A 24,357-nucleotide genomic window follows, 5' to 3' on the forward strand; every position below is an offset into this window, starting at 1 on the left:
GGCGATCCCGTCGTTAACCCCGGGGCGAAGCGTGGGTGTTTGAAGCAGCATCCTCGGGAGTCAGCGGGCCGAGGTCTCCGGTGTCTAGCGATTGACCCAAGAACAACCGCAGGAGATTGGGCACCTTGGGGTCGGTCCGGTCGCCCGCGCCGTAGCCGACGCCGAGCATGGTCATGGCCGGCGGCGGCCCGACGCGATCGCACAACGCCTTGACCAAGGCGGCGCCGGTGGGCGTGATGAGCTCGCCACGCCGATCCACGCCGAGGGTGGGCAGGTCCTGGAGCAGGTAGGCGGTGGCGGGGGCGGGCACGGGCATCAGGCCATGGGCGCATTTCACGAATCCGCTACTGATCGGCAGCACGCCGCAGGAGAGCGTGTCGATCTCCATGAGTTCCAGGGCCACCACCGAGCCGAGCATGTCCACGATCGAGTCGACCGCGCCGACCTCGTGGAAATGGATGTCATCGAGCGTCTTGCCGTGCACCCGAGCCTCGGCCTCGGCCAAGACCGTCACGACCTCGCCCGCCCGTTGTCGACCGCGCGGAGAGGTGTCGAGCTGTTCTACCATCGCCATGATCTCCCGGTAGCCGGTGTGATGGTGGTGGTGATGGTCGTGGCTATGCGAATGGTCGTGGTCGGCGTGGTGGTGGTGATCCTCGTCTTCGAGGACGACCTTGAGGTCCACCGCTCCGATGCCGTGGCGTTCCACGCGGTCGGTGGTGATGCGGTAGGGACGCTGGACGGGCAGGTCCCCCAACGCGGCACGGACCGCGTTCAGGTCAAGACCGAGGTCGACGAGAGCGCCCAGAAACATGTCGCCAGCAATACCGCTGAACGGATCGATATGCAGGTGTTTGGCCATCGTAACCGATGATAACCCTCTGAAGACGCGCGGGCCACCGCCGCGGTGAATCGGGTTTCCTGGCGACTTGGGTTGCTGTGTGTGGGCTTGAAAGAAACAATTGGGCCCGTGCGCTCGTAGATGTAGCGGGCGGCAGGGGCCGCATTCAAACCAATTTACAAAGCGGGTCTATGATGTTTGTTGACGAACCCGCACGGAGTCTGAATCGATGAATGAATCCAACACGCCACCTTCGCCCAACGACATGGGCCGGCCGCCCGTCTCCACCCAGGCCATGAGCAGCCCGCCGCCGCCGCCCCCGGGCTACCTCCCCCCGGCCTACCCCGCGCCGCCCGCTCAGAAAGGGGTGGTCACCAAGGTGCTGACCTCGGTCGTGGCGACTTTGTTCATCCTCTCGATCCTGGCCAATATCTACTTGGCCTTCATCGTCTTCTCGCTGACTGCCGGGGCGAGCGAAATGGAGTACCGATCCGGTTCGAGTGAGCAGCGTGTGGTCATCGTCCCGATCGAGGGCGGGATCGATGCGGTCATGGAAGACTACGTCACCAAGTCTTTTAAGGCGCTCAAGAAGTCACCGCCCGCGGCGATCGTGCTACGCATCGACTCTGGCGGCGGCGGGGTCACCGCCTCCGATCAGATCTGGCACACGATCAGCCAGTTCAAAACCGACCACCCCGACACCAAGATCATCGCCAGCTTCGGCGGCGTCGCAGCCAGCGGCGGTTACTACATCGCCACCCCCGCGGATTACATCTTCTGCGAGCAGACCGGGATCACCGGCAGCATAGGCGTGATGGCACAGATCCCCGCGCTCGAAGACATGATCGGCCTGATTGGTGTTGAGATGAACACCCTCGTGGCCGACGGCTCGGACCGTAAAGCGGTCGCGAATGACCTGTTCCAAAACTGGACCAATGAAGAAGGCGAATTGACCCAGGCCGGCGAGATGAACCAGCAGGTCCTCAAAAACCTGCTCAACAGTGCGTGGGACCGTTTCGTGCAAGTGGTCGATGAGGGCCGGGACACGCTCGACCTCGACCAGGTCCGGGAGCTGGCTTCGGGCGATATCTTCACCGCTCAGGAGGCCCTGGACAATCAGTTGATCGACGACATCGGCTACCTCGACGACGCCGTGGACAAAGCGATCGAGATGGCGGGGCTGCCCGCCGAGGACACCCGGGTGACGGAGGTCCGCCGCGGCGGCGGGGGGCTCTTGGGCTTGCTGGGAGCCTCGACCTCCAATGATGGAATTGACGTAACCGATCTGTCTGCCGAGGGCGTACGCACCTGGATGCAAGAGCTCGGAGAAGTGAAGCTGTCGTACCGCGTACAGTATGAATAATAATTTTTACGACTCGCCCGTTAGATATTGAGCATGTCTGCTTTGTGCGTGCATGGGCAATTGCAATAACCTTGCGTGCGTTGCGTTTAATACCGGCACGCAAAAGAAGTCTGATTTCATAAGTCAAATTAGGAAATGCATGGTTGCCGCAAAACTCCGCGGGTTCTTAAATCAGCACTCTGCGATCGCCACGATCGTCGCGGTGGCTCTGTTGGTTTTGGCCCTTGCAATCATTGTTTTGCAGAACAACAAGCAGATGGTTTTTGATTATGAAGTCTATTACTACGACCTGAACACCCAAAAGATTTTTGCCGCCCATGTAAGCCTATCAACTCCGTTTGACAATGGTGCTGGCTTGTACGACTACGATGATGGTATGAAGGGCTCGGCGGTCCGCGCAACGGTTTTGACTTGCGGAGACCCCTCCCAGATTAAAGAAGGGATGTCGTTAGCAGAGATCCGTGAAGTCGGTGGCGAGATCACGTATTTGGAGCGGCGATCGCCTCATGCACTTGCTCTCGAAGCCAAGGTCCAGGCTGGTATCGAGCCGTCGATGGATGAGATGGGCTATGATTTTTTTGGATCGATTATTGCCAGCCCCGATGATTTGGTTTGGTATTCAATGGAATCTGAAGGCGGTATGCGGATCTTTAGTGAAACGCCGCCGCATTGCGAAGCGGAGCAGGTGCCGCAGATTTGCTTCCCCTGAATCAATATTTCGAGAGTCAGCGAGTACGCTGGTTCTTTTGGTGCTTCCAGCTGTTTATCGTTGCGTGTCTTGGAGGATGTGGTGTTACGTCTGTGCCAATCAGCCATGGCTTGATCCTAGACCGAAGCCAGCCGATTCAACGCCGTGCTGAATCGGTGAGATCGCTTCCGATTCAGGGGCAGGAGAACGTGCAGAACCTGGCGGCGATGCAGGTGCTGGTGTGGTCCGATCGCCATCCGCTCGAACTTCGTCTGCTCGCGATGGGCCGGTTGATCGTAGAGGAGGAGACGGTTTTCTGGTGGTCCGCCAATCGTTGGTGGCCTCGGGTCGATGATCCGGAGATGGCTGCCGCGATCGGAAAACGTGTCGTCGAGCATGGGCGCGTGGATGTGATTCCCGGGTTGCTGAATCGGTGGTCCCTGACTCCACCGAGTGATGCCGAGCAGGAGCGGATGGAGTTCCGGGTGTTCGAGCAACTTATGGCCCCGGAAACGGTCCGCCAATCGCTATGGCGATGTGTGGCGGATCAGGCGCACGAAACAAAAGGTTCGGCGGAGGTGGCGAGGTCCGCTTGGGTCGTCTTGTGCCGATTGGACGACGAATCAACGCGTCGAGCCGTCCTCGCGCAGCGCTCGGGAACCAGTGCGCTATGGACGGATTTGAATGCCGCTGCGGTTCTGTTGGATCAGCTGCCCGAGACGCATGAGGGGCTGCGGTGGTTGGCTGCCCTGCGTCAGCAGGAGCGCTATTGGCAGCAGTTGGAGGAAAGAAAGGATTCCCTGATCGAGGAAGCGGCGGCTGGGTGGCAGATCCGGCATCTGGGAATCTTGGCCAACGCTTCAGAAGAGTTACTCGCAACCGATCAGGATGAGTTGCAAGGCGAACTGGCGAGGGAGTGGTCTCAAGTCATCCGCGTTCCCCGGGAACAACCCGTGGGAGAGGAAGTTGCCATCGAACTGGGCGATCAGAGGACGTGGTCCTGGCCCGACTTGGCGTTGGTCTGGAACGTCATGCGAGCGATGGATGAGCCCTCGGTTGTCCGGGCCTGGTTCGATCAGGCCGATGCCGATTTGCTGGATACCGGCAGCGAATTCGGCGGGGTGCTGACTTGGAAACCCGATGGCTCATTCGTCGCGGTGGGTTTCACGCCCGAACAGCGGGAGGGCGATCGCAAGTTCTTTTCGTCTCCCGCATTGATCGAAGCGATGTACACCGGGCTGGCGCACTACCACTTCCACGCCCAGGAACACCACAATGCCGAGTATGCGGGGCCGGGGCGGGGCGACCTTGCATTCACCGCAAACCTCGAAACGCATACCCTGACGCTGACGTTCATCAACAGAGATCAGATCAACGTCGATCTGGCGTTCCCCGACGGGCGGGTGCTGGATTTGGGGCTTGTGACCCGTCCGCGGGGTGGAGCCGCGGGGCAGTGAAGTTCTGGGTCAGGCCACGCCGAAAGTCGAGCCGAGGGTTTCTCGGATCACCTTGAATAGGTCTGCGGTTTGGGGAGGCAGCTGGTCCTCTGCGGGCAGGGGGTTCGGCGCGTTGAAGACGTGGTTGGCCGAGGAGATCGTGTGCGTGCTCGCGGCGGGGTTGGCCGCGGCGTAGCGGTTCAGGTCGTCTATTGAGACGGTGGCGTCGTCCTCGCCGTGGAGGTGCGTGGCCCGAGCGCCGAGTTTGGCCGAGGCCAGCAGCGGATCGTGTTCTTCGGGGTCGGCCTCGATCTCGGTCAGCCAGTTTCGGCCGACGTAGAGCAGCTGCCCGGTACGCCCGGAGGGAGAAGCGATGCGTCCTTCACGCAGGAGTAGGTCACGCGCTTCGGGCTCAAGCCGACCCGCATCCGCAGGCGAGGCGGCGGTGATGACCCCCGCGATCAGGGCTTCGGGGAGGCGAGAAGCGGTGAGCAGGGCGGTGATCCCCCCGCGGCTGTGCCCGATGAGCACGGTCGGGAGCTGCTGTTTGCCGCAGATTTGATCGATCACCTGGCTCAGGTCGAAAACCTGGCGATTCCAGGTATCGCGCTCGAACAGCTCGGGTGTCGCGAAGGTTTCGTAGTCGCGGGTCATGCCCGAGTGGCTGAAGTTGAAGCGGTGGGCGACGATGTTTTGCTGGGCGAGGGTGTCCGCCAGGCGTGGCATGAAGCCGTAGTCCATGTAGCCCTTGAAGCCGTGGCAGATCACGACCTGGCCAATCGGTTGGGCCGATTGGGTTAGCGAATGGGTGCAGCCATAGATCGGCTGGCGGTCGGAGCCCACCAGTTCCCATTCTTCGGTCGCGGTTTCTTGATCGGGCTGCGGCACGGGTTACTCTTCGACCTGCTTGAACGAGATGCCCGTGGCCGGTGGTGGAGGCGAAGCCGGGTTGGCCGGTGCCGAGGCGGGCGGGATCGGGGCCGGACCTGCGGGCAGTTCGGTTTCGGAGGTGACCGGCGTGACCGGGGGCGCGGCGGCGGCCTGCTGCTGGCCGGCGGCGTTGGCGCGGAGATGATCGATCAGCGAACGTACCTCGTCGGCCATCCGCGTGTTGGGGAACTGCTTGATGATCTGTTCCCCGGCCTGGACCGCGGCGGTCCATTCCTTGTCGTGAACCGCGAGCTTGAACTGCACGCCGAGGTTGTCCCGTTTCTTGCCCACCACCCCGCGGGCAACTTCGCGGAACGGCTCGGCCTCCTCGGGGGTGAGCATCTTGTCCAGCACCTTCATGATGTCCAACGCACGGTCGACTTCTTCCCGCTCGTTGGCCTGAAGGAAGGCACGCTCGAGTTCCTTCTTGTACTGCTCCTTGGCCGCGGCGACGCGTGGGGGGAGCTCTGCAACCGAAACCTCTTCGGGGTAGAGGCGTTGCAGGCGGGCCGCTTCTTTGTTGGCCGCATCGAAGTCGTGGGCCGCCAGGTGTTTTTCGAGTTGAGCGATGCCGGTGGCGATCTTCTCTTCCTGGTCTTTTCGGCGAGCCGCGTCGATCTCGGCCCGGAAGTTCTCGGCTTCTTCGAGTTGGCCGTAGGCCGCGGCGAGTTCGGTGACCAGAACCATGGCGGCGTCGTATTCGTGACGCTTGATGTCCTCACGCAGCGTGGTGCGGAGCACGGCCATGTCTTCGGTGCGGTAGGTGATCTTCTTGGCGGTTTCGCTGAGCAGCAGGCGCTGGTTGATCGACTCCAGCAGGGCGAGCTCACGGCTGGAGTTCAGGGTGGCCGAGGGCAACGCGCGTCGGCCGAAGATGGCCCAGCGGATGGACCCGACGATGAGGAAGACCACGCTGAGGACGATCGCGATCGTGGACGGGCCGAAGGCGAGGTAGGTGATGAGCAGCTGCATCTGCTCGTTGGCAAACTCCATGGTGGAGAGGATGCTGACCGCAGCGACCGCAAGCACGCAGGCCACCACCCACAGGATCACGGCAAGCGCCACCGTGCCGACGGGAGTGGTAAAGAAGGGCACGGGCTTTTTCGCGGAGGAGGCGTTGTCGATCGTGGCGTTGGCTTTGGTCATGAGAACCCTTGGGGGCAAGCGTGGACAGAGAAACAGTAATACGAAATCAGGAACCCGGGGTCGGGGCGAACTCCGGCGTCGAGGTGTCGCTTTCGGGGGCACTGCAGTCGTAGGACGTGGGCACCATGCACATGAATCGCAGCGGAGCCTTGGACGTGTTACGGAACTGGTGGAGTTGATTGGCGGGGATGTACAGCACCTCGCCGGCGTTGGCGGGGCGCTCGCTATCGATCGTCGCGTCGAAGACCTGGGCCTGACCTTCGACGATCATGACCTCGTGTTCGTAGTTGTGGGCGTGTTTGGGCGTCTGCCCGCCGGGCTGGACGGTGAAGAGGCGCATCGCGAAGTTCGGCACGCCGTCGTCCCGGCCGACCATAAGCTTCATGGTCACGCCCTGGGCGCCGGGCATGGTCATGGCTTGGTCTTCAACTTCTTCCGGACGGCGAACAAGCATGCGGGCCTCCTTGCAGCTCCAGCTTCCTTCCCTTCCTGACAAATCCATTATACGCCATGCCGATGGGGGCGCAACGATTAATCGATTCTGCTTCGTCGGTTACGATGATTGTGATGAATGCTTCGGACCCCGAACGCCGTCCCTTGAACGTCCGACGTCTGATCGGCTTTCTGGTGGGTGTGGTCTTGCTGGGGTTGGCGATCGGTTTCGCTCTGCGGGGGGTGGAGCTTTCGGTTCTTGGGGAAGCGGCGGCTTGGGAGTTCGCGGCGCTTGGGGGGTTGGTGGTCCTCAATCTGCTGCTGACCTCGCTGTTGTTTTGGGGGGTGACGCGGCCGTTCGCTCCGGTGCCGGAGGTCGGGTGTCGAACGATGGCTGCTCTGCTCGCGGTAAGCGGGGTGCTGAATTACATCCCCGTGATCCGGGCGGGGCTGTGGGGTCGCGCGGCGTATCTCAAAAAGTTCCACGGTTTAGCGGTGAAGGATTCCCTGCTGATCCTCGGTGTGGTGTTGGGGTTGGCGGTGTCGGTGCTAGGCACGGTGTGTCTGGTGCTGCTCCTGCTGCCAGGGGAAACGGGCTGGTGGGCGTGTGTGGGCGCGTTGGCGGTTCAGACGTTCATGAGTGGCAGGGTTTGGGGCAAGGCGTTGCGTCGCCCGGCGGTGGGGGCGTGGATGTGGGTGCCGCTGCGCACCCTTGATCTGGCGGCGGCGGCGGGGCGGCTTTGGTTGGCTTTTGGGATCGTGGGGGTCGAGCTCACCTGGACCGATGCGGTCCTGCTCGCGTCGGCGACGCTGGTCGTGAAGCTGGTGGGGCTGACACCCAACGGCCTGGGGCTCAGCGAATGGGTGGTCGCGGCGTTATCGGCGGCGATGATGCCGATCGGGACCGCGACGGCCGCAGCGGCGGCGCTGGTCGATCGGACGGTGGAGGTGGGGGTGATGCTGCTGGCCGGGGCGGCGGGGGCGTGGTGGTTGAAACGTGAAGCATCCAACCACGCGGAGGACAGCGCAGCGGCTTCGAGTTGAAATGCGTTTAGGTTGCCCGGGTCAGTCTTCGGAGGAGAAGCTCACGTCGGCGGCGGCGTCCATGGCACGGTTGGCCAGTTGGTCGGCCAGCTTGTTGTTCTCGCGGCGGGTGTGGGTCATGTCCCACTTGCCGAAGCGGCCCAGCAGCGACACCGACTGCTGGTACAGCGGCTTGAGGTTCTCGGCCTTGACGCGGTACTGCCCGTTGATCTGCTTGACCATGAGCTCGGAGTCGGAGACGACCAGCACCCGTTTGGCACCCAGCTCGCTGGCGACTTCGAGGCCCTTGATCAGGCCGGTGTACTCGGCGACGTTGTTGGTGGCTTCGCCGATGTAGTACCCCGCTTCGTGGAGGTATTTGTCGTTGGCGGTGTCCTGGATGACGACGCCGACGCCGGCCGGGCCGGGATTACCGCGAGCGCCGCCGTCGATGTGGATGGTGCAGTGCATGATGACTCGGATGTTGAGGGGGCGTTGCCGCAGGCCGTGCGGGGCCGGCTTGGAAGGGGCCGACTTTTTGCCCGTAGGTGTTTATTTGGGGATCAGAGCCTCTTTGAGCTCGGTCTTGGCGTAAAGGATCACGCCACAGTTGGGGCAGGTGACGGGCTTGTCGTTGGTCGTCAGCGTGGCGTTGACCACCTGGATCGGCAGGCTCATAAAACAAGCGCCGCAGGTGTACTCCATGCGGCGGCGGTCTTGTTCTTCGATCTCGCCGAGGGCTTCGCCTTCGGTGTCTTCGTCGAGCTTGTTGTAGAGGGCCAGCGTCTCGGGGTCGATGGGTTCGGCGGCGACGGCACGTTCCTTCTCGAGGTCGCCCAGCTGGTCGGCGATCTCGGCCTGACCTTCTTCGACTTCTTTCTCGGCTCCCGCGACGAGCTTGGATTGGGCTTCGACTTTGCCGGCGATCTCGTCAACGGTGGCCTGGAGCTCTTCGACCTTGCCGAGTTGTTCCAGGGCTTTGCCTTCGATCACGTCCTTCTCGGCCTTGAGCGTGTTGATCTCGACCAGCAACGCGGAATACTCCTTGTTGCTGCGGACGCCGGCCATGACTTTTCGGATTTTCTCGATCCGCTCTTCCACTCCCTGGGAGTCGGATTCGAGGTTGCCAGCACTCGCCTTGGCGTGCATGTACTGGTCGTTGATCTCGCTGGCTTGACGCTGGAGCTGTTCGAGTTTGTTGCGTTGGGCGTTGAGGCGGCGGCTGGCTGCGTCGACTCGACTCCGCAGTCCGCGGACCTGTTGGTCGAGAGTGAACAGTTCTCGCAGTTGATCTTGGACGGACAAAGGCTCGGCTCCACTGGGGGGTTAATCGTCAACCCGTACTATACCAAAGCCCTCCGCGGGTACCGAGATTTCAGCCGCGGCACGGTCGGCTTGATTCGCCCGGCGGGTTTCACTATACTCTTCGACCCCCATGGGGCTGTAGCTCAGTTGGGAGAGCGTTTGTATGGCATACAAAAGGTCGCAGGTTCGATCCCTGTCAGCTCCACTCCCCGTGTAATACGGATTAACCCGCTGCCCAACAGCGGGTTTTTTCGTACCTGACGTTTCCGGGACTCAGGGGTACAATCTAAAATTGGTTGTGTCCAATGACGATGAGAATCGGCCCCGGGGTGGGGTGGACGCGGGACGAAGAGGGATTGGCCTTGCTTAACGATTCATCCAGACCCATACATCCTGGTAAACGCGGCTCCCGGATCGGGTTGGAGCAGGCCACGGCCATCGTGCGTCGGCACCTCGACCCCGAGCTGACCGTGACCGGGGCCCGGAAGCTGTACGGCGGCTCGATCAACCGGGTGGTCGAATGGAGCACGGACGGGGAGCCCAAATCCATCGTCGCCAAGCTGCACAACTCGCGGAACGTCAAATCGTTTGAGCGGGAGATGCTGTCGCTGATTACTTACCGTGAGCACACGACCCTGCCCGTGCCCGAGCCCTGGGCGGTGGTGGCCGACGATCCTGACTTCGACGGCGCCGGGCTCCTGATGGAGAAGATCCCCGGCATCACCCTGGCCGACGCCAAGGTCAGCCCACGCGGCACGGCTATTCTCCAGAACCAGCTCGCCCGGTATCTGGTCGACCTCCACTCCCACCACCGGTCCACCTACGGCAGTGCCCTGCAAGACCGCGGCGAGACCCGTTGGCTGGACAACTTCGGCCCGGTGATCGAGAAAGAGTTCCACCACGTCCGCGAATTCCTCTCGTCCAACAGCCGGTGGTTCATCGACGACCTGCTCAAAAACCTCGAAGACTGGCTGCCCGAACAGTCCACCCCGACGCTGGTCCACGGCGACCTGTGGTCCAACAACATCCTCGTGGCGGACAACCACCCCGACGAGCCGCAGATCCTCGCCTTCATCGACGGCCTGGCGTCCTATTGCGACCCCGAATACGAGCTGGCGTACCTCCGCATGTTCCAGACCGCGGACGACAGTTTCTTCGAGCTGTACCGCCGTCGGCACCCGTTACGCCCGGGGTTCAGCCGACGCTGCCGGGTCTATTGGCTCAACACGATGATGATGCACATCCGCGTCTTCGGCGAACGCTACGTCCCGGCGTGCGAAGAGTTGGCCGGCCAACTCAAGACACTCGCCACCAAGTAGTTTGCCCTGTACGCAGGCCCTGGCCTTGCAAGCCGATCCGATATCATCAATCATCCTTCAGAATCACGTCGGCCCGGTAGCCCAATTGGCAGAGGCACACGACTTAAAATCGTGACAGTGTGGGTTCGAACCCCACCCGGGCTATTCGATCGGTAAGAGATGCACGCCGCATTGGATGCAGCGCAAACGGGTTGCTTCCGAACCAATCTCGCGATCAATCGGCCTTGCCCACCATGACTTTCAGACGCGGGGCGTCTTCCAGTGCCTGGATGAGTTTGTCCATGTCGCCGCGGTGGATCTTGCCCGCTCGGGCCAGGCGTCCGCCAGACTCGAGGGTGATGCGGACGTACTTCCCGTCGGTACGCAGGTGGAGGATCGCGTCCTGGTTGAGCGACAGGCTGCGGCTGCGGCGGAACTTGTGGTAGAGCAGCCGACGGTCGGTCACGACCACACCGCCCAGGCCCATGTCGGAGACGGTGAGATCGGCGTCGTTGAGGTAGAGCTTGAACCGCTCGCCACGCTCGAACTTGCACCAGGTCTCCAGGCGACGCTGCGTCTTCTCGGAAAGGCTGGTCCAGCCGTCGTTCTTGAGGTGGGCGACCGCGGTTTTGAGTAGCGCGTACTCGGGGCCGCAGCGTCCGTTGACGCGGCTGACCCACTCGACCGCCACATCGCCGAAGGGGATCAGGACTTCGCAGTGGTCTCGGCCCATGGCGTCGGTGTGGGCGCGGCATTTGAGGGCCTCGCCGGCGTGGCCGTCGCAGGCGTAGTAGAGCAGGGGCCGGTCGTAAGGCTCGTAGAAAGCCGCCAATCGTCCGATGCCGCGGACGTGTTCGCGGGGCGAGTGTTTGGGGCCGACGGTTTGTTCGTAACGCATCTCGTAGCCGCGGGCCTGGGCGCTGCCCTCCTCGGTACTCCGGTTGAGGAAGATCATCGGGCGGCTGACCAGGTGGGTCTCCGGCCCTTTGCCGGTGAACGCGCAGCGGATCGGCATCGAGGTGCGGAAGACCTCGTGCTGCAGGAACTCGGTGGCGAACGAGAGGGCCACCCCGCGCATCGAGACTTCGTTGATCACCAGATACGGACGTAGCTCGGTGGGGCGGAGCTCGGTGGGGTAGGTGCTCGCGGCTTCGGGTGCCGGGTCGGGCTGGGCCGAGGGCTCTTCGGATGGGCTCGAATCATCGTCATCGGATGGAGAGTCGGCGCCCTCCTCGGCGACGGCGGCGGGTGCGGCTTCGGGTTCGCTGAGGTGATCGACACTGAGCACCCCCGAGGCTTCGTTGGGCGCGGGCTCATTCGTGATCGCGGGCATACCGAGGATCGTCCCCGTGCTTGAGACCGGGTGCTCGGGACGAGCAGGGCGTCCGGCCGAAGACTGGACCTCCTCGTACAGCGGGTCCTCTTCGTGGTAGCGGTGGTCGAGTTCTTCGAGCGCCATCTGCGTGATGGTTTGTTCGAGCAGTTCCTCGCGTGAAGGAATGACGAACCGTGTGTTGCACGAGGTGCAGCGGGCTTTGCGGCCGACCGCCGCTTCGGGCACGAGAAGTCCTCGGCCGCAGTTTGGACAATCCAGCGTCATCGTACTCATGGCACACCCCTACGCCCGAAGGCGTGATTACGGCGCCGGCACCTGAACAGAAGAGAAATGAATCGCCGACGTGATACTCAAACATACCCCCAAGCCTAGCCAGGGGCAAGAGTTAATTTGCCTTTGGAACAAGGGTTTTAAGGGGCTTCCCGTAATCGGGGCGATTAAGTGGTGTAGTCGGCGTTGATGTGGATGTATTCGCGGGTCAAGTCGCAGCCGAGCCACTCGGCCGAGGCTTTGCCCAAGCCTAAGTCCACCTCGATTTGGACTTCTTTCGCGGCCATGGCTTTGGCCAGTTTGGCGGGGGGCTTGAGGCCGAGCTTGGTGGGTTGGCCGTGCTCGTAGATGCTCATACCCGCGATGCGGATCGACAGCGTGTCCTTCTTCAGTTTCGCGTCGCTCTTCCCGGCGGCCATGGCGATGCGGCCCCAGTTGGGGTCGGCCCCGTGGAGCGCGGTTTTCACCAACGGGCTGTCCACCACCGAACGCCCGACACGGTCGGCGTCCTTGACGCTCGCGGCGCCGCTGACGCGCACCCGCATGATGCGTGTCACGCCTTCGCCGTCCCAGATGAGCTGTTCGCTGAGGTCGCGGCAGAGGTCGGTGAGGGTTTCGACGAAGCGATCAAAGACTCTGCCCGGTCCGGTGATGGCGCGGTTCTTGGCCTGGCCGTTGGCCAATACCATCACGCTGTCGCTCGTGCTCTTGTCCGAGTCGACCGACAGCCGGTTGAAGGTCTCGCTGGTCGCCGCACGCAGGGCGAGCTTCAGCGGCTTGGAATCGATCGCGACATCGGTGGTGATGAAGGCGAGCATGGTGGCCATGTTCGGGGCGATCATGCCGCTGCCCTTGCAGATGCCGCCGAGGGTGATGGTCTTGCCGCCGAGGGTGACGGTGCGAAGGGCGGTCTTGCGGACCAGGTCGGTGGTCAGGATCGCGTCCGCCGCGGCGTTGTCGGCCTTCTTGCCCTGGGCCAGCGTCGGGGCGAGTTGTTCGATGCCCGGCAGGACTTTGTCCATGGGCAGGCGGTGGCCGATCACGCCGGTGGAGGCGACCAGGACTTCGCTGGGGTAGCGCAGGCCCAGCGCCGCGGCGGTGGTTTGGCACATGGCCTCGGCGTCGCGCAGGCCTTGCTCGCCGGTGGCGACGTTGGAGGTCCCCGAATTGCAGACAATTGCCCGGGCCTTGCCGTTGCGGACGTGCTTCTGGGAGACCAGGACGGGGGCTCCCTTGACCTTGTTGGTGGTGAACACCCCCGCGGCGGTGCAGGGCGTGTCCGAGACAATCAGGGCCAAGTCCGGCTTGCCGCTGGGCTTGATGCCACAGGTGCTGCCCGCGGCGCGGAAGCCGATGGGCCGGGTGATGCTGGTGGGGGAAGTTCGATCCATTTGGTGCGGATTGTACGGTTTTCGTGGTCTGGTTATAGTCTCGACCTGCTGATCGGTTTTACGAGTGAAAATCTCGGCCGATGAATCGTCCCCACCACCCCCAGGAAGGCCGTAGAACCATGCCCGTCGCCGATTACGCCACGTACGTCAAGATGCTTGACAACGCGTACCAGAACAACTTCGCCTACCCCGCGATCAACGTCAGCTCGATGGTGACCGCCAACGCCGCCCTGAAAGCCTTCGCCGACCTCAAGAGCGACGGCATCATCCAGGTCTCCACCGGCGGCGGCAAGTTCGCTTCGGGCCTCGTGAACGGCGACATGGTCATGGGTGCGATCTCGCTGGCCGAGCACATCCACCGCGTCGCGGCCAAGCTCGACGTCAACGTCGCCATCCACACCGACCACTGCCAGCCCGGCAACGTTGACGACTTCCTGATCCCCCTGATCGAAGAGTCGGAGCGTCGCGTCGCCGAAGGTAAACTGCCGCTGTACCAGTCGCACATGCTCGACGCCTCGATCCTGCCCGTGAAGGAAAACATGGACCTGGCTGTGCCGCTGCTCGAGCGTATGACCAAGATCGGCCAGATCCTCGAGGTCGAAGCCGGCGTCGTTGGTGGCGAAGAAGACGGTGCCGCCGGTTCGGACGACATGCCCGACGAAATGCTCTACACCACGCCCGAAGACATGGTCTACGTCTACGAGCGTCTCTCGGAAGTCGAAGGCGGCCGCTACATGTTCGCCGCGACCTTCGGCAACGTCCACGGCGCCTACAAGCCCGGTGCGGTCAAGCTCAAGCCCGGCATCCTCAAAGAAGGCCAAGACGCCATCAAGGCCAAGTTCGGCGAAGACGCCTACTTCTGGCTGGTGTTCCACGGCGGCTCCGGCTCGGAGAAGCACGAGATCGAAGAAACCCTGGGCTACGGCGTCGTGAAGATGAACGTCGACACCGACTGCCAGTACGCCTTCACCCGTCCCGTCGCCGCTCACATGTTCCAGAACTACGACGGCGTCCTGAAGATCGACGGCGAAGTGGGTGCCAAGAAGACCTACGACCCCCGCGCGTACCTGAAGAAGGGCGAAGAAGCCATGGCCGAGCGTGTGAAGGAAGCCTGCGAAGACCTCCACGCCGTGGGCAAGACGCTCGGCTCCGCCTGAGTTTCTGCACGACACGATTAAATCACAACAAAGCCAAAGCCCTGGGATGTTTATCCCAGGGCTTTGTTATTTGGTGTTGGGTTTTGATGGGGTTTACTCGCCAGAGTTTGTGATGAGCAGCTTCAATTGTTCCAGCGATTTCTCGGGCTGATCCATATCGCCGTAGACGTCCACGAGTTTCAGGCGGATGGCCCGCTCGACCCGGGGGTTGGTGACTTGCGGGAGCACCTCTTCGAAGAGGGCGGCAGCCTCGGAGGCTTCTTCGACGTGTTCTTCAACGGCCATCACCGCGGCGACACCTGCGGTGCCGGGGTCGCTGGCGATCTCGTCGTAGGTGAGGACCAGTTGGAGCAGTTGGCCGTACATCTCCAGCTCGACCACGTACCACTCGAACTCTTCGATCTCTTCTTCCCAGTCTTCCTCGCCCCACTCCTCATCTTCGTCGCCTTCCATGTCGTCGCCTTCGACCTCTTCGAGGTCATCGTCTTCGGCGGCCCAGGCGGTGGGCGCCACCGCGGTGGTGAAGACACCGCAGGCGATGAGTAGCGCGAGCAGGGCGGCCCAGCGGGAGAGCCAGGTCAAGGGGGCGGGTTTGGAATCAGACGATTTCATCGGGTGCGTGTTCATGGCTTGGTCTCCGGGAAGAAGGGGGATTGGGTTTAGGGCGTTTGAAATCGACGCTCGGGAAACGCTTGGGCGTCGAACGGGGTTTGAACGAGGCGGGGCTGGACGGCGGCGCGTATCGGCTGGGCCGATCGGTGACGCGCGACAAGCGGAGCGTGGGTACTTCGGTCAGGCGCACGCCGATTGTGGCGGGGTCGGCCGATTGAGTGGTGGCGACCGGCGGACGGGGCGGAGCATCAACAACGATTGGCCCGGGCTCCGGCCCGACCTCGGTGGGGGGCGCCGAGTTGAGCCACCACAACGCGGAGGCGGCGATCACCACCGAAGCCGCCAGCGCCAATGAACGCCAAGCCCACGGCGAGGCCGCGCTGGTTTCGCTCAATCCCAGGTCGGCCGCGAGGTCGCCGGGGTAGCGGTTCGCTTGGTGGCGTTCCCGCGCGGCTTGTTGGATGGGGGGTGGGGACTTCATGATTCGGCGGCCTCCTCTCGGGCCCGGAGCGAACGCAGGGCCTGCGAGATCGTGGCCTTGGCGGTGCCTAGCGCACAACCCATCGCGGCGGCGGTGTCGCGGAGAGAAAGCTGTTCGAGGTATCGCAGGGTGATCGCCTCGCGTTGGCGTTCGGGCAGCGAGGCGAGCCGACGTTCCAGGAGGTCCAATTGCTCGGCGTGGGCCAGGGTGTCGGGCGTGGTCGTGGATTGCGGGATCACGTCGGCATCGGCCAGAGCCAGGTGGGGCCGGTTGCGCCGCATCTCCCGGCAGACGTTCAGAGCGATGCCCAGCGACCAGGTCTTGAGTCGGCTCTCGCCGCGGAACTCGGGGAGCCCGCGCAGGAAGCGGAGGCCGGTTTCCTGCGCGGCGTCGCGGGCCTTGTCGCCATCGCTCAGCATTTTGTAGGAATACCGGTACCACACGTCCTGCAACTCCCGCAGCAGCACCGCCTGGGATCCACGGTGCCCACGCTGGGCCTTGCGGATCACCCGAGGATCGATTTCTTCCTCGTTGAAGGCGGTCACATCCATGAGTGGGGTTGAGGGGCGAAAGGTTTAGTCCTCGTCTGAGATTTCCCTGGTGAGGTGTTGAGACCGCTTCAAGTGTAAAGGCTCGTGGGGTAACAGCAGGCAAATTCATCAAGCCGATCGTCTGTGTGGTATAGTTCGGGTCAATAATTTCGACGGCAACCCGTCATCCTTCCCGCGTCAGTTCTCCACTTTCCTACCCATCCCGATGTGACCGATCACGGCTTGTTTCCCGCGAAGCCGATCGCCGTGGTGTTTCTTTGTTCTTCAGCCTGTTCAGGAGTTTTCACGACATGATGTATTTGTTTAACCGTGTGCCTAAGCCGGATGTGTTGTCGCTTTGTGTTCTGGTGTCGGCCGTGGTGTTGGCATTGGCCACGACTTCCTCGGCCGGTGAAAACCGGGTCATGATCTGGCACGCGTTCTCCCAGGAATTCCAGGGCCCGGAGACCTCCGAGTCGGCCACGCCGAACCCGTTCACGGACTACCGGCTGGACGTGACCTTCACCAACGGCGAGGCGACTTACGTCGTGCCCGGCTATTTCGCGGCCGACGGCGATGCGGCCAACACCTCGGCAGACAACGGCAACGTCTGGCGGGTCCACTTCCTGCCCGATGCGTTGGGCGAGTGGACGTGGTCGGCTTCGTTCCGCAGCGGCGAAGGCGTCGCGATGGCGGACGGCCACGACGCCGGTGAGTCCGCGGGCCACTTCGATGCAGCCACCGGCTCGTTCACCGTGATCCCTTCGGACAAGACCGCCCCGGACTTCCGCGCCATCGGTCGCCTGGCTTACGTCGGCGAGCGCTACCCCCGCACGCTGGGTGACGGCAAGGTGTTCTTCAAAGCCGGGGCCGACTCGCCGGAGAACTTCCTGAGCTACGCCGACTTCGACGGCAACTTCAAGAGCGACGGCCACAAGGACCAGCTGGTCAAGACCTGGGAGCCCCATGTCCGCGACTGGAGCGAGGGCGACCCCTCGTGGCAGGACGGCAAGGGCAAAGGCATCATCGGCGCGATCAACTACCTGTCGTCCAAAGGCCTCAACTCGGTGTCGATGCTCACCATGAACATCGGCGGCGACGACCGCAACGTCTTCATGTACGTCGACTACGACGACTACACCCGTATCGATGTCTCGCGCGTCGAGCAGTGGCGCATCGTCGTCGAACACGCCGCCACCAAGGGGCTGTTCGTCCACTTCAAAACCCAAGAAACCGAAAACGAAACTCTGCTCGACAACGGCGAGACCGGGCCGGACCGCAAGCTCTACTACCGCGAACTCGTCGCCCGCTTCGCCCACCTGCCCGCGCTCAACTGGAACATGGGCGAAGAGAACGGCGAATGGGGCAAGCACCACCACAAAGAGAAGTATCAGACCACCGAGCAGCGTTTCGCGATGGCCCGCCACATCAAGTCCATCGATCCCTACCAGCACCCCGTGGTGATGCACAACGGCCAATGGCCCAACGATGTGGTCGGCGCCGACACGCCCTACGACGGCTGGTCGCTCCAGACCGCCCAGCCCGACTTCCGCAATGTCCACAAGAGCACGCTCAACATCCTGAAATCGGCCGAGTCCAAAGGCAAGATCTGGATGGTCGCCTGCGACGAGCCCGGCGACGCCATGCATGCAGTTAAACCCGACGACCTGGACCCCGACCACTTCGACGCCCGCACGAACGCACTCTGGGGTAACTTCCTCGCGGGTGGCTGGGGCGTTGAGTGGTACTACGGCTACAAGAACCCCCACTCGGACCTGTCGCTCCAGGACCACCGCAGCCGCAACAACATGTACGAGCAATCGGCCCACGCGCTGCATTTCTGGTACAGCACCGACCTGCCGGTCAACGACATGAAGAACCACAACGCCCTGCTGCGGAACGCCGACGGCTTCTGCCTCGCTCTGCCCGGTGTGGCGTATGTGGCTCTGGTCAAAGACGCGGGCAAGCCCGCGCAGCTCGACCTGACCGGCCAATCCGGCACTTTCAGCGTCCAGTGGTACAACCCCCGCGCAGGCGGCGCTCTCCAAGCCGGTAGCGCTGATTCGCTGAATGGCGGCGACTGGCGCGACCTCGGTGCCCCGCCTGCAGATGCGGACAAGGACTGGGTCGTGCTGATCAAAGCCGAGTAACAACACATCACATGATCGCCAAAACGCACGAAGCCCGCATCAACCGATGCGGGCTTCGTTGCTTTTGGAGAGTTGTGGGTGTGGCTTACGCCGCGGCGCGTTTGCTCGACGGGCGACGCTTGCGGCCGACGGTGCGTTGGTCTTCGGTCATGCGGCGTTGGGTGTTCTCGGCGATGGTCTGCACCAGCTCGATCGGGTCGCTGGCCCAGAGGTCGGCGCCGATCTCTTCGGCCAGGCCCTCGGCCCGGTTGAACACGCCGCCGCCGACGATGATCTGCAGCTGCGGGCAGACGCCCAGGTCGTGCAGGCGGTCGATGAGCAGGCGGGTTTCCGGCACGGTCGCGGGGATGCTGCCGAAGACCACGAGCTTGTCGGCACGCAGGGTGGCGATCTGTTCGGTGATCTCGTCGTTGCTCACGCCGCCGCCGCAGTAGTACACGGTGTAGCCGTCGGCTTCGAGGAGGTCGGCGGCGAGTTGGCCGGTGAGCTCTTCAGATTCTTCGGGGCCGGACATGACCAGGACGGTCTGGTCGCGGCGGGCGTGCTGCTGGTAACGCATCTGCAGCTGATCGGTGATGGACCGCATCAGGCGGGTGGCGTAGTGGTAGGCCAGCGAGCTGAGCTGGTCGGCACGGCGCATGTTCTGGATCTGGTTGAGCGTCGGCCAGATCAGGTTGCTGGCGATCCGCTCGGCGGGGACGTCGGCTTCGAAGACCTCGTCCATGATCTCGCGGGCGGTGTGACGATCACCGGAGATCATGGCGGTGAAGTATCGTTCGAGAAGGGCGTTGCGTTGGCTGGGCATCGGTCTGGACTCCGTCGCCGTGGATGGTTCGGCGAGTATTGGTGTGTCGAGCTTCCACATCCCTTGTGGTCGCCTCGTTCAGGCTGTCTCGGCGAGTTGTCCTTCACTCGCAGGCTCGGGCTCCTGCCCGGCCTCACTGGCACACTGTTCATCGTGAATCGGGTGAACCACGCTCCACCGCTCCCTCGGAAGGGGTCCGGAAGGGTCCGTATAGCGGAAAAATGCCATAAGTTGTTATTTTTCAATGTTCCGAAACGGTCTGGGTGGGTCCAATAACCGATTTGAGGGCAGGCCCGCCCGAGAGATAGAAAGCAAAATCAGTTATCGGCGGGGAGAGAAATCACCAATACGAAGCGGATCGAGGCAAATGAATTGCGGTTTTGGCGTCGAATGGGGGGGCAATCCTTTACGATGAAGCAGGCCGGGTACAAAGGATCGATTTCCGAAAGGTTTGCACGATGAGGATGTTCAACGGACTGAAATCACTGGCCGCTGCAGTGGTGTTGGGGGTGGGCGTGCTTGGCTCGTCCACGGGCTGTGTGACCAACCCGGCGACGGGGAAATCCAGCCTAAACCTGATCAGCGAAGAGAAAGAAATCGCCATCGGCACCGACGCCGAGCCGCAGTTCATCCAGGAGAACGGCGGGCTGGTCCAGTCGCAAGTCCTCACTGACTACGTCTCCAAGCTCGGCCACGAACTTGCGGCCGTCAGCGAACGGCCGCACCTGCCGTGGAACTTCAACGTCCTCGACTCGGACCAGATCAACGCCTTTGCATTGCCCGGCGGCAAGGTCTTCATGTCCCGCGGCCTGCTCGAACGCATGACCAACGAAGCGCAGCTGGCCGGGGTGCTCGGCCACGAGGTCGGCCACGTCACCGCCCAGCACGTCAACTCCCGCATGAGCCAGGCCCTCATCATCCAGGGCATCGCCATCGGCACCGCCGTGGCGGGCGAGGTCACCGACGACGACACACTCCGTGTGCTCGGCGTCGGCGCGGGCGTCGGCGGGGGGGTGTACCTGCTGAAGTTCGGCCGCGACCAGGAGAGCGAGTCCGACATGCTCGGCGTGCGCTATATGACCCGCCTGGGCTACAACCCGTACGGCCAGGTGCAGGTCATGGAGATCCTCAAAGAAGCCCAGGGCGGCGGCGGTGGGGCGGAGTTCTTCTCGACCCACCCGCTCCCCCAGACACGGATCGATCGGCTCAACAAGCTGATCGCCGACCAGTACCCCGGGGCGGGCCGGTCCACCGCACAGAACGATGCCTACGGCCAATCCGACCAGTTCCGCTTCGGCGAAGATTCGTTCAAGCGCAACGTGTTGGACGAGCTCAAGAAGCTGCCCGCTCCCAAAGCCGCTCAGATCGGGCCTAAACTCCGGGGGTACCTTGCTGCGGTCGAGTGTGGCGGCGAGGATCACGTGCACTGAACACGCCGCTGAGTTTTGACGAGTAATCCATTGTCCACCGACACCGCGACCTTGCCGCCCCAGAACACCACCACCGAACCCGCGTGGACCGAGTCACGCCTGGACAACCCCCACGCCGAGCCGGACAAGGCCCGGCGGGTCGAGGCGATGTTCGCCGCGATCGCCCCGAGCTACGACCTCAACAACCGGGTACACTCCTTCGGTCGGGACCAGGCCTGGCGGCGCACCGCGGTGAAATTGGCCAACGTCAAACCCACCGACACGGTGCTGGATGTGGCTTGCGGCACGGGTGATCTGTCCATGGCGTTTTGCGACGGCGGGGCCCAACGCGTGGTCGGCGTCGACTTCACCGTGCCGATGCTCGACGTCGCGCAGACCAAAAAGCCCACGGGGGCGGAGCTCTCGTATCACGCGGGGGACGCGCTGCACCTGCCTTTGGCGGATCAGAGCGTGGACATCGTCAGCATCGCCTTCGGCATCCGCAACGTCACCGACCCGATGGCGGCGCTACGTGAGTTTCATCGTGTGCTTCGGCCCGGCGGCCGGCTGATCGTGTTGGAGTTCACCGTGCCGGCGAACCCGGTTATGCGGATGGGCTACAACTTCTACTGCGGCTGGCTGATGCCCAAGACCGCCACGCTGATCTCCGGCGACAAGAGCGGGGCCTACAAATACCTGCCCCGCAGCGTCAGCACGTTTACGGGCAAGGCCGAGCTGATCGACGCGATGCAGCAGACGGGGTTCGGAGACGTGTCCGCCAAGAGCCTGACCATGGGCATCGCCGCGTGCTACCGCGGCGTGAAGCCCGGCTGAATCTAGAGTTCCGGGTTCTTCGCGGTCCAGGCGGTGGCGACGGCCTTCTGGTCTTCGGGGTTGTCCAGCTCCATCACCGCCTTGAGATTCTCGTGTCGTTGCTGATAGAAGGAGAGATAAGCTTCCTTCTCGCAGCGTAGCTCGTAGAGCTCGGGCATCATCTCGTGGTCTTTCTTCTTAAAGATGAGGCCGAGCCGACGGGCTTCGTAGGGGTTGGTGCCGAGCTGTTCGAGAGCGGCCTGGCCGAGGTCCAGCGCGGTGCCGAAGGTTTCGCGGAAGACGTTGGCGACGTCGAGGTCCATCATCTCGTAGGCGGCGTCGCGGTTGGCGGCGCTGGTGATCACCTTCATGTTGGGGTAGTGCTTCTGGGTTGTTTCGATCAGACGCTTGGCCCGGTCGGTGTCGCCGATCGCGACGATCAACAGGTCGGCCTCGCGGGCGCCGGCAGATTCCAGCAGGTCGAGACGCGTGGCGTCGCCGTAGTACACCTCGAAGCCGTACTGGCGGAGGATGCGCACGTTGCTGACGTCGTGGTCGAGGATGACGGGCTTGACGCCGGCGGTCAGCAGGAAGCGCCCGACGTCGATCCCCAGTCGGCCGAAGCCGGCGAGGATGACCCGGTGGTTCTGTTGTTCGATCGAGTCGGGTTCTTGCGCGGAGTCCTCATCGGCCTCGGCTCGGTGGAGCTTGTCGTGCAAGAGGAACACGATCGGGGTGAGAAACATCGAGATGGCGACGGCGGAGACCAGCGGGTCGATGGTGCTGGTGGGCATCACGCCCTTGCTCTTGGCGATCTGGAACAAGACGAAGGCGAACTCGCCGCCCTGGGCCAGGGCGACCGCGAAGAGCGAGCGGTCCTGACGTCCCATCTTGTAGACGCGTGCGGTGACAGCCAGGATGAGCCACTTCAAAACCATGAGGCCGGCGACGATCGCCAGGATGAGCCCGATGCTGCTGCCGATGAGGGTGAAGTTCAGGCTCGCACCGATCGTGATGAAGAACACGCCCAGGAGCAGGCCCTTGAACGGCTCGATGTCGCTCTCCAGCTCGTGGCGGAACTCGCTGTCGGCAAGCATCACGCCGGCGAGGAACGCGCCCAGTGCCGGGGACAGGCCGACGACGATCATGAGCACAGAGGTGCCGATGACCAGGGCCAACGCCGCGGCGACGAACACCTCACGCACGCCGGTCGAGGCGATGGCCCGGAACACCGGGCCGCAGATGAACTTGCCGGCGATGACGACGAAGACGATGGCACCGAGCGTGATCAGGGTGCGGGCGTAACCCGGGAGCGCGGTGATGTCGAAGAGCGCGGCTTCGTGGTGGTGGCCGCCGTGGTCGATGGCCAGCGTCGCAAGCAGCGGCAGGCCGGCCAACATGGGGATGACCGCGAGGTCTTGAAACAAGAGGACCGCGAAGATCGATCGCCCGGCTCCCGTGTCCATCTGCCCCTTTTCCTGCAGGGTCTGCAGCACGATGGCGGTGGACGACAGCGACAGGATCAGGCCGGCGGCCAGGGCTTGTTGCCACGGCAGGAAGAACGCCGCGATGACGGCGATGGCGATACTGGTCGCGACCACCTGGGTCCCCCCGATCCCGAGGATCGGCAAACGCATCCGCCAGAGCAGCGCCGGCTTGAGTTCAAGCCCGACGAGGAAGAGCATCATCACCACACCAAACTCGGTGATGTGCATGACCTCTTCGATGTCGTGGATCAGCGCAAGCCCGAACGGGCCGATGGCGATCCCCGCGACCAGGTAGCCCAGCACCGAGCCCAGCCCTAGTTTCTTGGCGATGGGCACCGCGATGGCGGCGGCTGCGAGGAAGACAAACAATTCCAGGAGCATGGATTCCATGGGTTACTGCCCTTTGATGGCCTGGTTGAGGTCGCTGTTGAGGGTTTCGCTGCGGAGGACGTGTTCGAGATCGAGGCGGTCGTCGCGCAACGCCGTGACCACGCGGTGGTAATCGTTGGCGTGTGCCTGGACCTGTTCCTTGGGCAGCCCGCGGTGGACACCGGCCACAACGAACGGCGGCAGCCAGGTCATCTTGCAGAGGTTGGCGGTGGCTCGCATAGGCGAGGTGAGCTCGGCGAAGGTGAATCCGTTGTAGCCGTCCTTGGTGTAGGTGGAGGCATCGCCCCCCGCGGACATGGCTTGGAGAAACAGCTTCCCGCTCAAGGCGTCGCCGGTCGACCCGTAGGCCCAGCCGTGCTGGAGGACCAGGTCGAGCCACTCCTTTACGATCGAGGGCGTGGAGTACCAGTAGAAGGGGTGTTGGAAGATGATGACGTCGTGTTCTTCGCAGAGCCGCTGTTCGCGTTCGACGTCGATCATGAAGTCGGGGTAATGGTCGTAGAGATCGTTGACCGTCACCTGGTCGAGGTCCTGGATCACGCTGAGCAGCGCGCGGTTGATCGTCGACCGAGATTTCATCGGGTGCGCAAAGTTGATAAGGATTCTTGCCATGCTGTTCGGTCCGGCTGTCGATCCGGTGGTACCGGCGTGGGGATGATTTAAGATCGCCATTTACCGGCAGGCGATAGGCGATCGCAGAAATACCCTCGACAAGATACAAGCCATTCAAGGGAAAAGCGAAAAGGGGCGTTTTTACTTGTATATAAGGGGTTTTGAGGTGATCGTCGATATGGGCTAAGTCGGTCTTTGAGGGTCTTTTCAGGCGTTTGGGTTGTCGCGACAACCGTCCCTGCGCAAGAAAAACCCCGCCGAATGACGGGGCTGTAAGGGGCAAAGACTGGGCAGTTACCACGCCACCCTCCTCCGCTCCTAGGTTAGTTTATGCCCGACCTGACGGGCCAATACGGTAAGCGGGCTTTCGCCCGACTCGCCGCGTTCCGGGGGCACAAAGAAGCTGGTAACCACACCGCCCCTCCAAGCACCTGGGTTTAATTCAATGGGGT

At 62.9% G+C, this 24,357-nt stretch carries 23 protein-coding genes and 2 tRNA genes; 11 read left to right on the forward strand and 14 right to left on the reverse strand.

What is annotated here, in order from left to right; translation table 11 throughout:
• Window positions 1–13: 13 nt before the first annotated feature.
• The gene (locus HNQ40_RS14725; protein WP_184678593.1) at window positions 14–862 is read right to left on the reverse strand and encodes a LarC family nickel insertion protein; all 849 of its coding nucleotides are present in this window, start codon (window positions 860–862) and stop codon (window positions 14–16) included.
• A gap of 208 nt (window positions 863–1,070) precedes the next feature.
• Between HNQ40_RS14725 and HNQ40_RS14730 the strand changes: the two genes are divergently transcribed.
• The 3 genes from HNQ40_RS14730 to HNQ40_RS14740 all read left to right on the forward strand — a co-directional run bounded on the left by HNQ40_RS14730 (window position 1,071) and on the right by HNQ40_RS14740 (window position 4,349).
• Entirely contained in the window at window positions 1,071–2,204 is a 1,134-nt protein-coding gene (locus HNQ40_RS14730) for a S49 family peptidase (protein WP_184678594.1), read from the forward strand.
• 139 nt (window positions 2,205–2,343) lie between these two features.
• Complete coding sequence (locus tag HNQ40_RS14735) at window positions 2,344–2,913, forward strand: hypothetical protein (protein ID WP_184678595.1); 570 nt, start codon at window positions 2,344–2,346, stop codon at window positions 2,911–2,913.
• 188 nt (window positions 2,914–3,101) lie between these two features.
• Window positions 3,102–4,349, forward strand: coding sequence for a hypothetical protein (locus tag HNQ40_RS14740; protein ID WP_184678596.1), 1,248 nt, complete (start codon window positions 3,102–3,104; stop codon window positions 4,347–4,349).
• A 9-nt stretch (window positions 4,350–4,358) separates the two neighbouring features.
• On the opposite strand, the gene HNQ40_RS14745 is transcribed toward HNQ40_RS14740, so the two are convergent.
• From HNQ40_RS14745 to HNQ40_RS14755, 3 genes are read right to left on the reverse strand one after another with little or no spacing between them, the layout of a single operon-like run.
• Window positions 4,359–5,216 carry an alpha/beta hydrolase gene (locus tag HNQ40_RS14745; protein ID WP_184678597.1) on the reverse strand — a complete coding sequence of 286 codons (858 nt, stop codon included), beginning with the start codon at window positions 5,214–5,216 and terminating at the stop codon, window positions 4,359–4,361.
• A 3-nt stretch (window positions 5,217–5,219) separates the two neighbouring features.
• Window positions 5,220–6,404 carry a hypothetical protein gene (locus HNQ40_RS14750; RefSeq protein ID WP_184678598.1) on the reverse strand — a complete coding sequence of 395 codons (1,185 nt, stop codon included), beginning with the start codon at window positions 6,402–6,404 and terminating at the stop codon, window positions 5,220–5,222.
• Window positions 6,405–6,450: 46 nt separating this feature from the next.
• Entirely contained in the window at window positions 6,451–6,858 is a 408-nt protein-coding gene (locus tag HNQ40_RS14755; protein ID WP_184678599.1) for a cupin domain-containing protein, read from the reverse strand.
• A 113-nt stretch (window positions 6,859–6,971) separates the two neighbouring features.
• Between HNQ40_RS14755 and HNQ40_RS14760 the strand changes: the two genes are divergently transcribed.
• Window positions 6,972–7,880: a hypothetical protein gene (locus HNQ40_RS14760; RefSeq protein WP_184678600.1), complete on the forward strand. Its 909-nt coding sequence runs from the start codon at window positions 6,972–6,974 to the stop codon at window positions 7,878–7,880.
• A gap of 21 nt (window positions 7,881–7,901) precedes the next feature.
• On the opposite strand, the gene HNQ40_RS14765 is transcribed toward HNQ40_RS14760, so the two are convergent.
• Window positions 7,902–8,330 (reverse strand): ribonuclease HI family protein, encoded by a 429-nt coding sequence (locus tag HNQ40_RS14765; protein WP_184678601.1) that lies wholly within the window; start codon window positions 8,328–8,330, stop codon window positions 7,902–7,904.
• Between the two features lie 81 nt (window positions 8,331–8,411).
• Complete coding sequence (locus HNQ40_RS14770; RefSeq protein WP_184678602.1) at window positions 8,412–9,164, reverse strand: zinc ribbon domain-containing protein; 753 nt, start codon at window positions 9,162–9,164, stop codon at window positions 8,412–8,414.
• Window positions 9,165–9,296: 132 nt separating this feature from the next.
• Between HNQ40_RS14770 and HNQ40_RS14775 the strand changes: the two genes are divergently transcribed.
• The 3 genes from HNQ40_RS14775 (at window position 9,297) to HNQ40_RS14785 (ending at window position 10,627) form a co-directional block, all read left to right on the forward strand.
• Window positions 9,297–9,369, forward strand: a tRNA-Ala gene (locus HNQ40_RS14775).
• 214 nt (window positions 9,370–9,583) lie between these two features.
• On the forward strand, window positions 9,584–10,483 hold the full coding sequence (locus HNQ40_RS14780; RefSeq protein WP_221435551.1) for a fructosamine kinase family protein: 900 nt from the start codon (window positions 9,584–9,586) through the stop codon (window positions 10,481–10,483).
• A gap of 70 nt (window positions 10,484–10,553) precedes the next feature.
• A tRNA-Leu gene (locus HNQ40_RS14785) sits at window positions 10,554–10,627 on the forward strand.
• A gap of 70 nt (window positions 10,628–10,697) precedes the next feature.
• On the opposite strand, the gene HNQ40_RS14790 is transcribed toward HNQ40_RS14785, so the two are convergent.
• Together HNQ40_RS14790 and argJ are read right to left on the reverse strand one after the other, a co-directional pair.
• The gene (locus HNQ40_RS14790) at window positions 10,698–12,071 is read right to left on the reverse strand and encodes a hypothetical protein (RefSeq protein WP_184678604.1); all 1,374 of its coding nucleotides are present in this window, start codon (window positions 12,069–12,071) and stop codon (window positions 10,698–10,700) included.
• A 164-nt stretch (window positions 12,072–12,235) separates the two neighbouring features.
• Window positions 12,236–13,459 carry a bifunctional glutamate N-acetyltransferase/amino-acid acetyltransferase ArgJ gene (gene argJ, locus HNQ40_RS14795; protein WP_184678605.1) on the reverse strand — a complete coding sequence of 408 codons (1,224 nt, stop codon included), beginning with the start codon at window positions 13,457–13,459 and terminating at the stop codon, window positions 12,236–12,238.
• A gap of 119 nt (window positions 13,460–13,578) precedes the next feature.
• Between argJ and fbaA the strand changes: the two genes are divergently transcribed.
• Window positions 13,579–14,616 carry a class II fructose-bisphosphate aldolase gene (gene fbaA / locus HNQ40_RS14800; protein WP_184679261.1) on the forward strand — a complete coding sequence of 346 codons (1,038 nt, stop codon included), beginning with the start codon at window positions 13,579–13,581 and terminating at the stop codon, window positions 14,614–14,616.
• A 93-nt stretch (window positions 14,617–14,709) separates the two neighbouring features.
• On the opposite strand, the gene HNQ40_RS14805 is transcribed toward fbaA, so the two are convergent.
• From HNQ40_RS14805 to HNQ40_RS14815, 3 genes are read right to left on the reverse strand one after another with little or no spacing between them, the layout of a single operon-like run.
• A complete protein-coding gene (locus HNQ40_RS14805) occupies window positions 14,710–15,243 on the reverse strand; it encodes a hypothetical protein (RefSeq protein ID WP_184678606.1) in 534 nt (177 codons plus the stop codon).
• A complete protein-coding gene (locus HNQ40_RS14810) occupies window positions 15,215–15,709 on the reverse strand; it encodes a hypothetical protein (protein WP_184678607.1) in 495 nt (164 codons plus the stop codon). Before HNQ40_RS14810 ends, HNQ40_RS14805 begins: the two co-directional genes overlap by 29 nt.
• A complete protein-coding gene (locus HNQ40_RS14815) occupies window positions 15,706–16,260 on the reverse strand; it encodes an RNA polymerase sigma factor (protein WP_184678608.1) in 555 nt (184 codons plus the stop codon). Before HNQ40_RS14815 ends, HNQ40_RS14810 begins: the two co-directional genes overlap by 4 nt.
• 290 nt (window positions 16,261–16,550) lie before the next feature.
• Between HNQ40_RS14815 and HNQ40_RS14820 the strand changes: the two genes are divergently transcribed.
• Window positions 16,551–18,389: a DUF5060 domain-containing protein gene (locus tag HNQ40_RS14820; protein WP_221435552.1), complete on the forward strand. Its 1,839-nt coding sequence runs from the start codon at window positions 16,551–16,553 to the stop codon at window positions 18,387–18,389.
• A gap of 85 nt (window positions 18,390–18,474) precedes the next feature.
• On the opposite strand, the gene HNQ40_RS14825 is transcribed toward HNQ40_RS14820, so the two are convergent.
• Window positions 18,475–19,194: a cobalamin B12-binding domain-containing protein gene (locus tag HNQ40_RS14825; RefSeq protein WP_184678609.1), complete on the reverse strand. Its 720-nt coding sequence runs from the start codon at window positions 19,192–19,194 to the stop codon at window positions 18,475–18,477.
• A 458-nt stretch (window positions 19,195–19,652) separates the two neighbouring features.
• Here HNQ40_RS14825 and HNQ40_RS14830 point away from each other — a divergent pair, with 458 nt between their 5' ends.
• Together HNQ40_RS14830 and ubiE are read left to right on the forward strand one after the other, a co-directional pair.
• Window positions 19,653–20,624 carry a M48 family metallopeptidase gene (locus HNQ40_RS14830; RefSeq protein ID WP_184678610.1) on the forward strand — a complete coding sequence of 324 codons (972 nt, stop codon included), beginning with the start codon at window positions 19,653–19,655 and terminating at the stop codon, window positions 20,622–20,624.
• Between the two features lie 30 nt (window positions 20,625–20,654).
• Complete coding sequence (ubiE, locus tag HNQ40_RS14835; RefSeq protein WP_184678611.1) at window positions 20,655–21,437, forward strand: bifunctional demethylmenaquinone methyltransferase/2-methoxy-6-polyprenyl-1,4-benzoquinol methylase UbiE; 783 nt, start codon at window positions 20,655–20,657, stop codon at window positions 21,435–21,437.
• Window positions 21,438–21,439: 2 nt separating this feature from the next.
• Here the strand turns inward: ubiE and HNQ40_RS14840 are convergent, their stop codons facing one another.
• Window positions 21,440–23,293 carry a monovalent cation:proton antiporter-2 (CPA2) family protein gene (locus tag HNQ40_RS14840; protein WP_184678612.1) on the reverse strand — a complete coding sequence of 618 codons (1,854 nt, stop codon included), beginning with the start codon at window positions 23,291–23,293 and terminating at the stop codon, window positions 21,440–21,442.
• A 3-nt stretch (window positions 23,294–23,296) separates the two neighbouring features.
• A complete protein-coding gene (locus HNQ40_RS14845) occupies window positions 23,297–23,905 on the reverse strand; it encodes an NAD(P)H-dependent oxidoreductase (protein ID WP_184678613.1) in 609 nt (202 codons plus the stop codon).
• Window positions 23,906–24,357: the final 452 nt, after the last annotated feature.

Origin of the sequence: Algisphaera agarilytica, assembly GCF_014207595.1 — a bacterium.
GTDB classification, from domain to species: Bacteria; Planctomycetota; Phycisphaerae; order Phycisphaerales; family Phycisphaeraceae; genus Algisphaera; species Algisphaera agarilytica.

What these genes read in the sequence shown, in the direction of transcription:
- HNQ40_RS14725 (WP_184678593.1), bottom strand. Translation starts at nt 862, where the DNA reads ATGGCCAAACACCTGCATATCGATCCGTTCAGCGGTATTGCTGGCGAC.
- HNQ40_RS14730 (WP_184678594.1), top strand. Translation starts at nt 1,071, where the DNA reads ATGAATGAATCCAACACGCCACCTTCGCCCAACGACATGGGCCGGCCG.
- HNQ40_RS14735 (WP_184678595.1), top strand. Translation starts at nt 2,344, where the DNA reads ATGGTTGCCGCAAAACTCCGCGGGTTCTTAAATCAGCACTCTGCGATC.
- HNQ40_RS14750 (WP_184678598.1), bottom strand. Translation starts at nt 6,404, where the DNA reads ATGACCAAAGCCAACGCCACGATCGACAACGCCTCCTCCGCGAAAAAG.
- HNQ40_RS14755 (WP_184678599.1), bottom strand. Translation starts at nt 6,858, where the DNA reads ATGCTTGTTCGCCGTCCGGAAGAAGTTGAAGACCAAGCCATGACCATG.
- HNQ40_RS14760 (WP_184678600.1), top strand. Translation starts at nt 6,972, where the DNA reads ATGAATGCTTCGGACCCCGAACGCCGTCCCTTGAACGTCCGACGTCTG.
- HNQ40_RS14765 (WP_184678601.1), bottom strand. Translation starts at nt 8,330, where the DNA reads ATGCACTGCACCATCCACATCGACGGCGGCGCTCGCGGTAATCCCGGC.
- HNQ40_RS14790 (WP_184678604.1), bottom strand. Translation starts at nt 12,071, where the DNA reads ATGAGTACGATGACGCTGGATTGTCCAAACTGCGGCCGAGGACTTCTC.
- argJ (WP_184678605.1), bottom strand. Translation starts at nt 13,459, where the DNA reads ATGGATCGAACTTCCCCCACCAGCATCACCCGGCCCATCGGCTTCCGC.
- fbaA (WP_184679261.1), top strand. Translation starts at nt 13,579, where the DNA reads ATGCCCGTCGCCGATTACGCCACGTACGTCAAGATGCTTGACAACGCG.
- HNQ40_RS14805 (WP_184678606.1), bottom strand. Translation starts at nt 15,243, where the DNA reads ATGAACACGCACCCGATGAAATCGTCTGATTCCAAACCCGCCCCCTTG.
- HNQ40_RS14810 (WP_184678607.1), bottom strand. Translation starts at nt 15,709, where the DNA reads ATGAAGTCCCCACCCCCCATCCAACAAGCCGCGCGGGAACGCCACCAA.
- HNQ40_RS14815 (WP_184678608.1), bottom strand. Translation starts at nt 16,260, where the DNA reads ATGGATGTGACCGCCTTCAACGAGGAAGAAATCGATCCTCGGGTGATC.
- HNQ40_RS14820 (WP_221435552.1), top strand. Translation starts at nt 16,551, where the DNA reads ATGATGTATTTGTTTAACCGTGTGCCTAAGCCGGATGTGTTGTCGCTT.
- HNQ40_RS14825 (WP_184678609.1), bottom strand. Translation starts at nt 19,194, where the DNA reads ATGCCCAGCCAACGCAACGCCCTTCTCGAACGATACTTCACCGCCATG.
- HNQ40_RS14830 (WP_184678610.1), top strand. Translation starts at nt 19,653, where the DNA reads ATGAGGATGTTCAACGGACTGAAATCACTGGCCGCTGCAGTGGTGTTG.
- HNQ40_RS14840 (WP_184678612.1), bottom strand. Translation starts at nt 23,293, where the DNA reads ATGGAATCCATGCTCCTGGAATTGTTTGTCTTCCTCGCAGCCGCCGCC.
- HNQ40_RS14845 (WP_184678613.1), bottom strand. Translation starts at nt 23,905, where the DNA reads ATGGCAAGAATCCTTATCAACTTTGCGCACCCGATGAAATCTCGGTCG.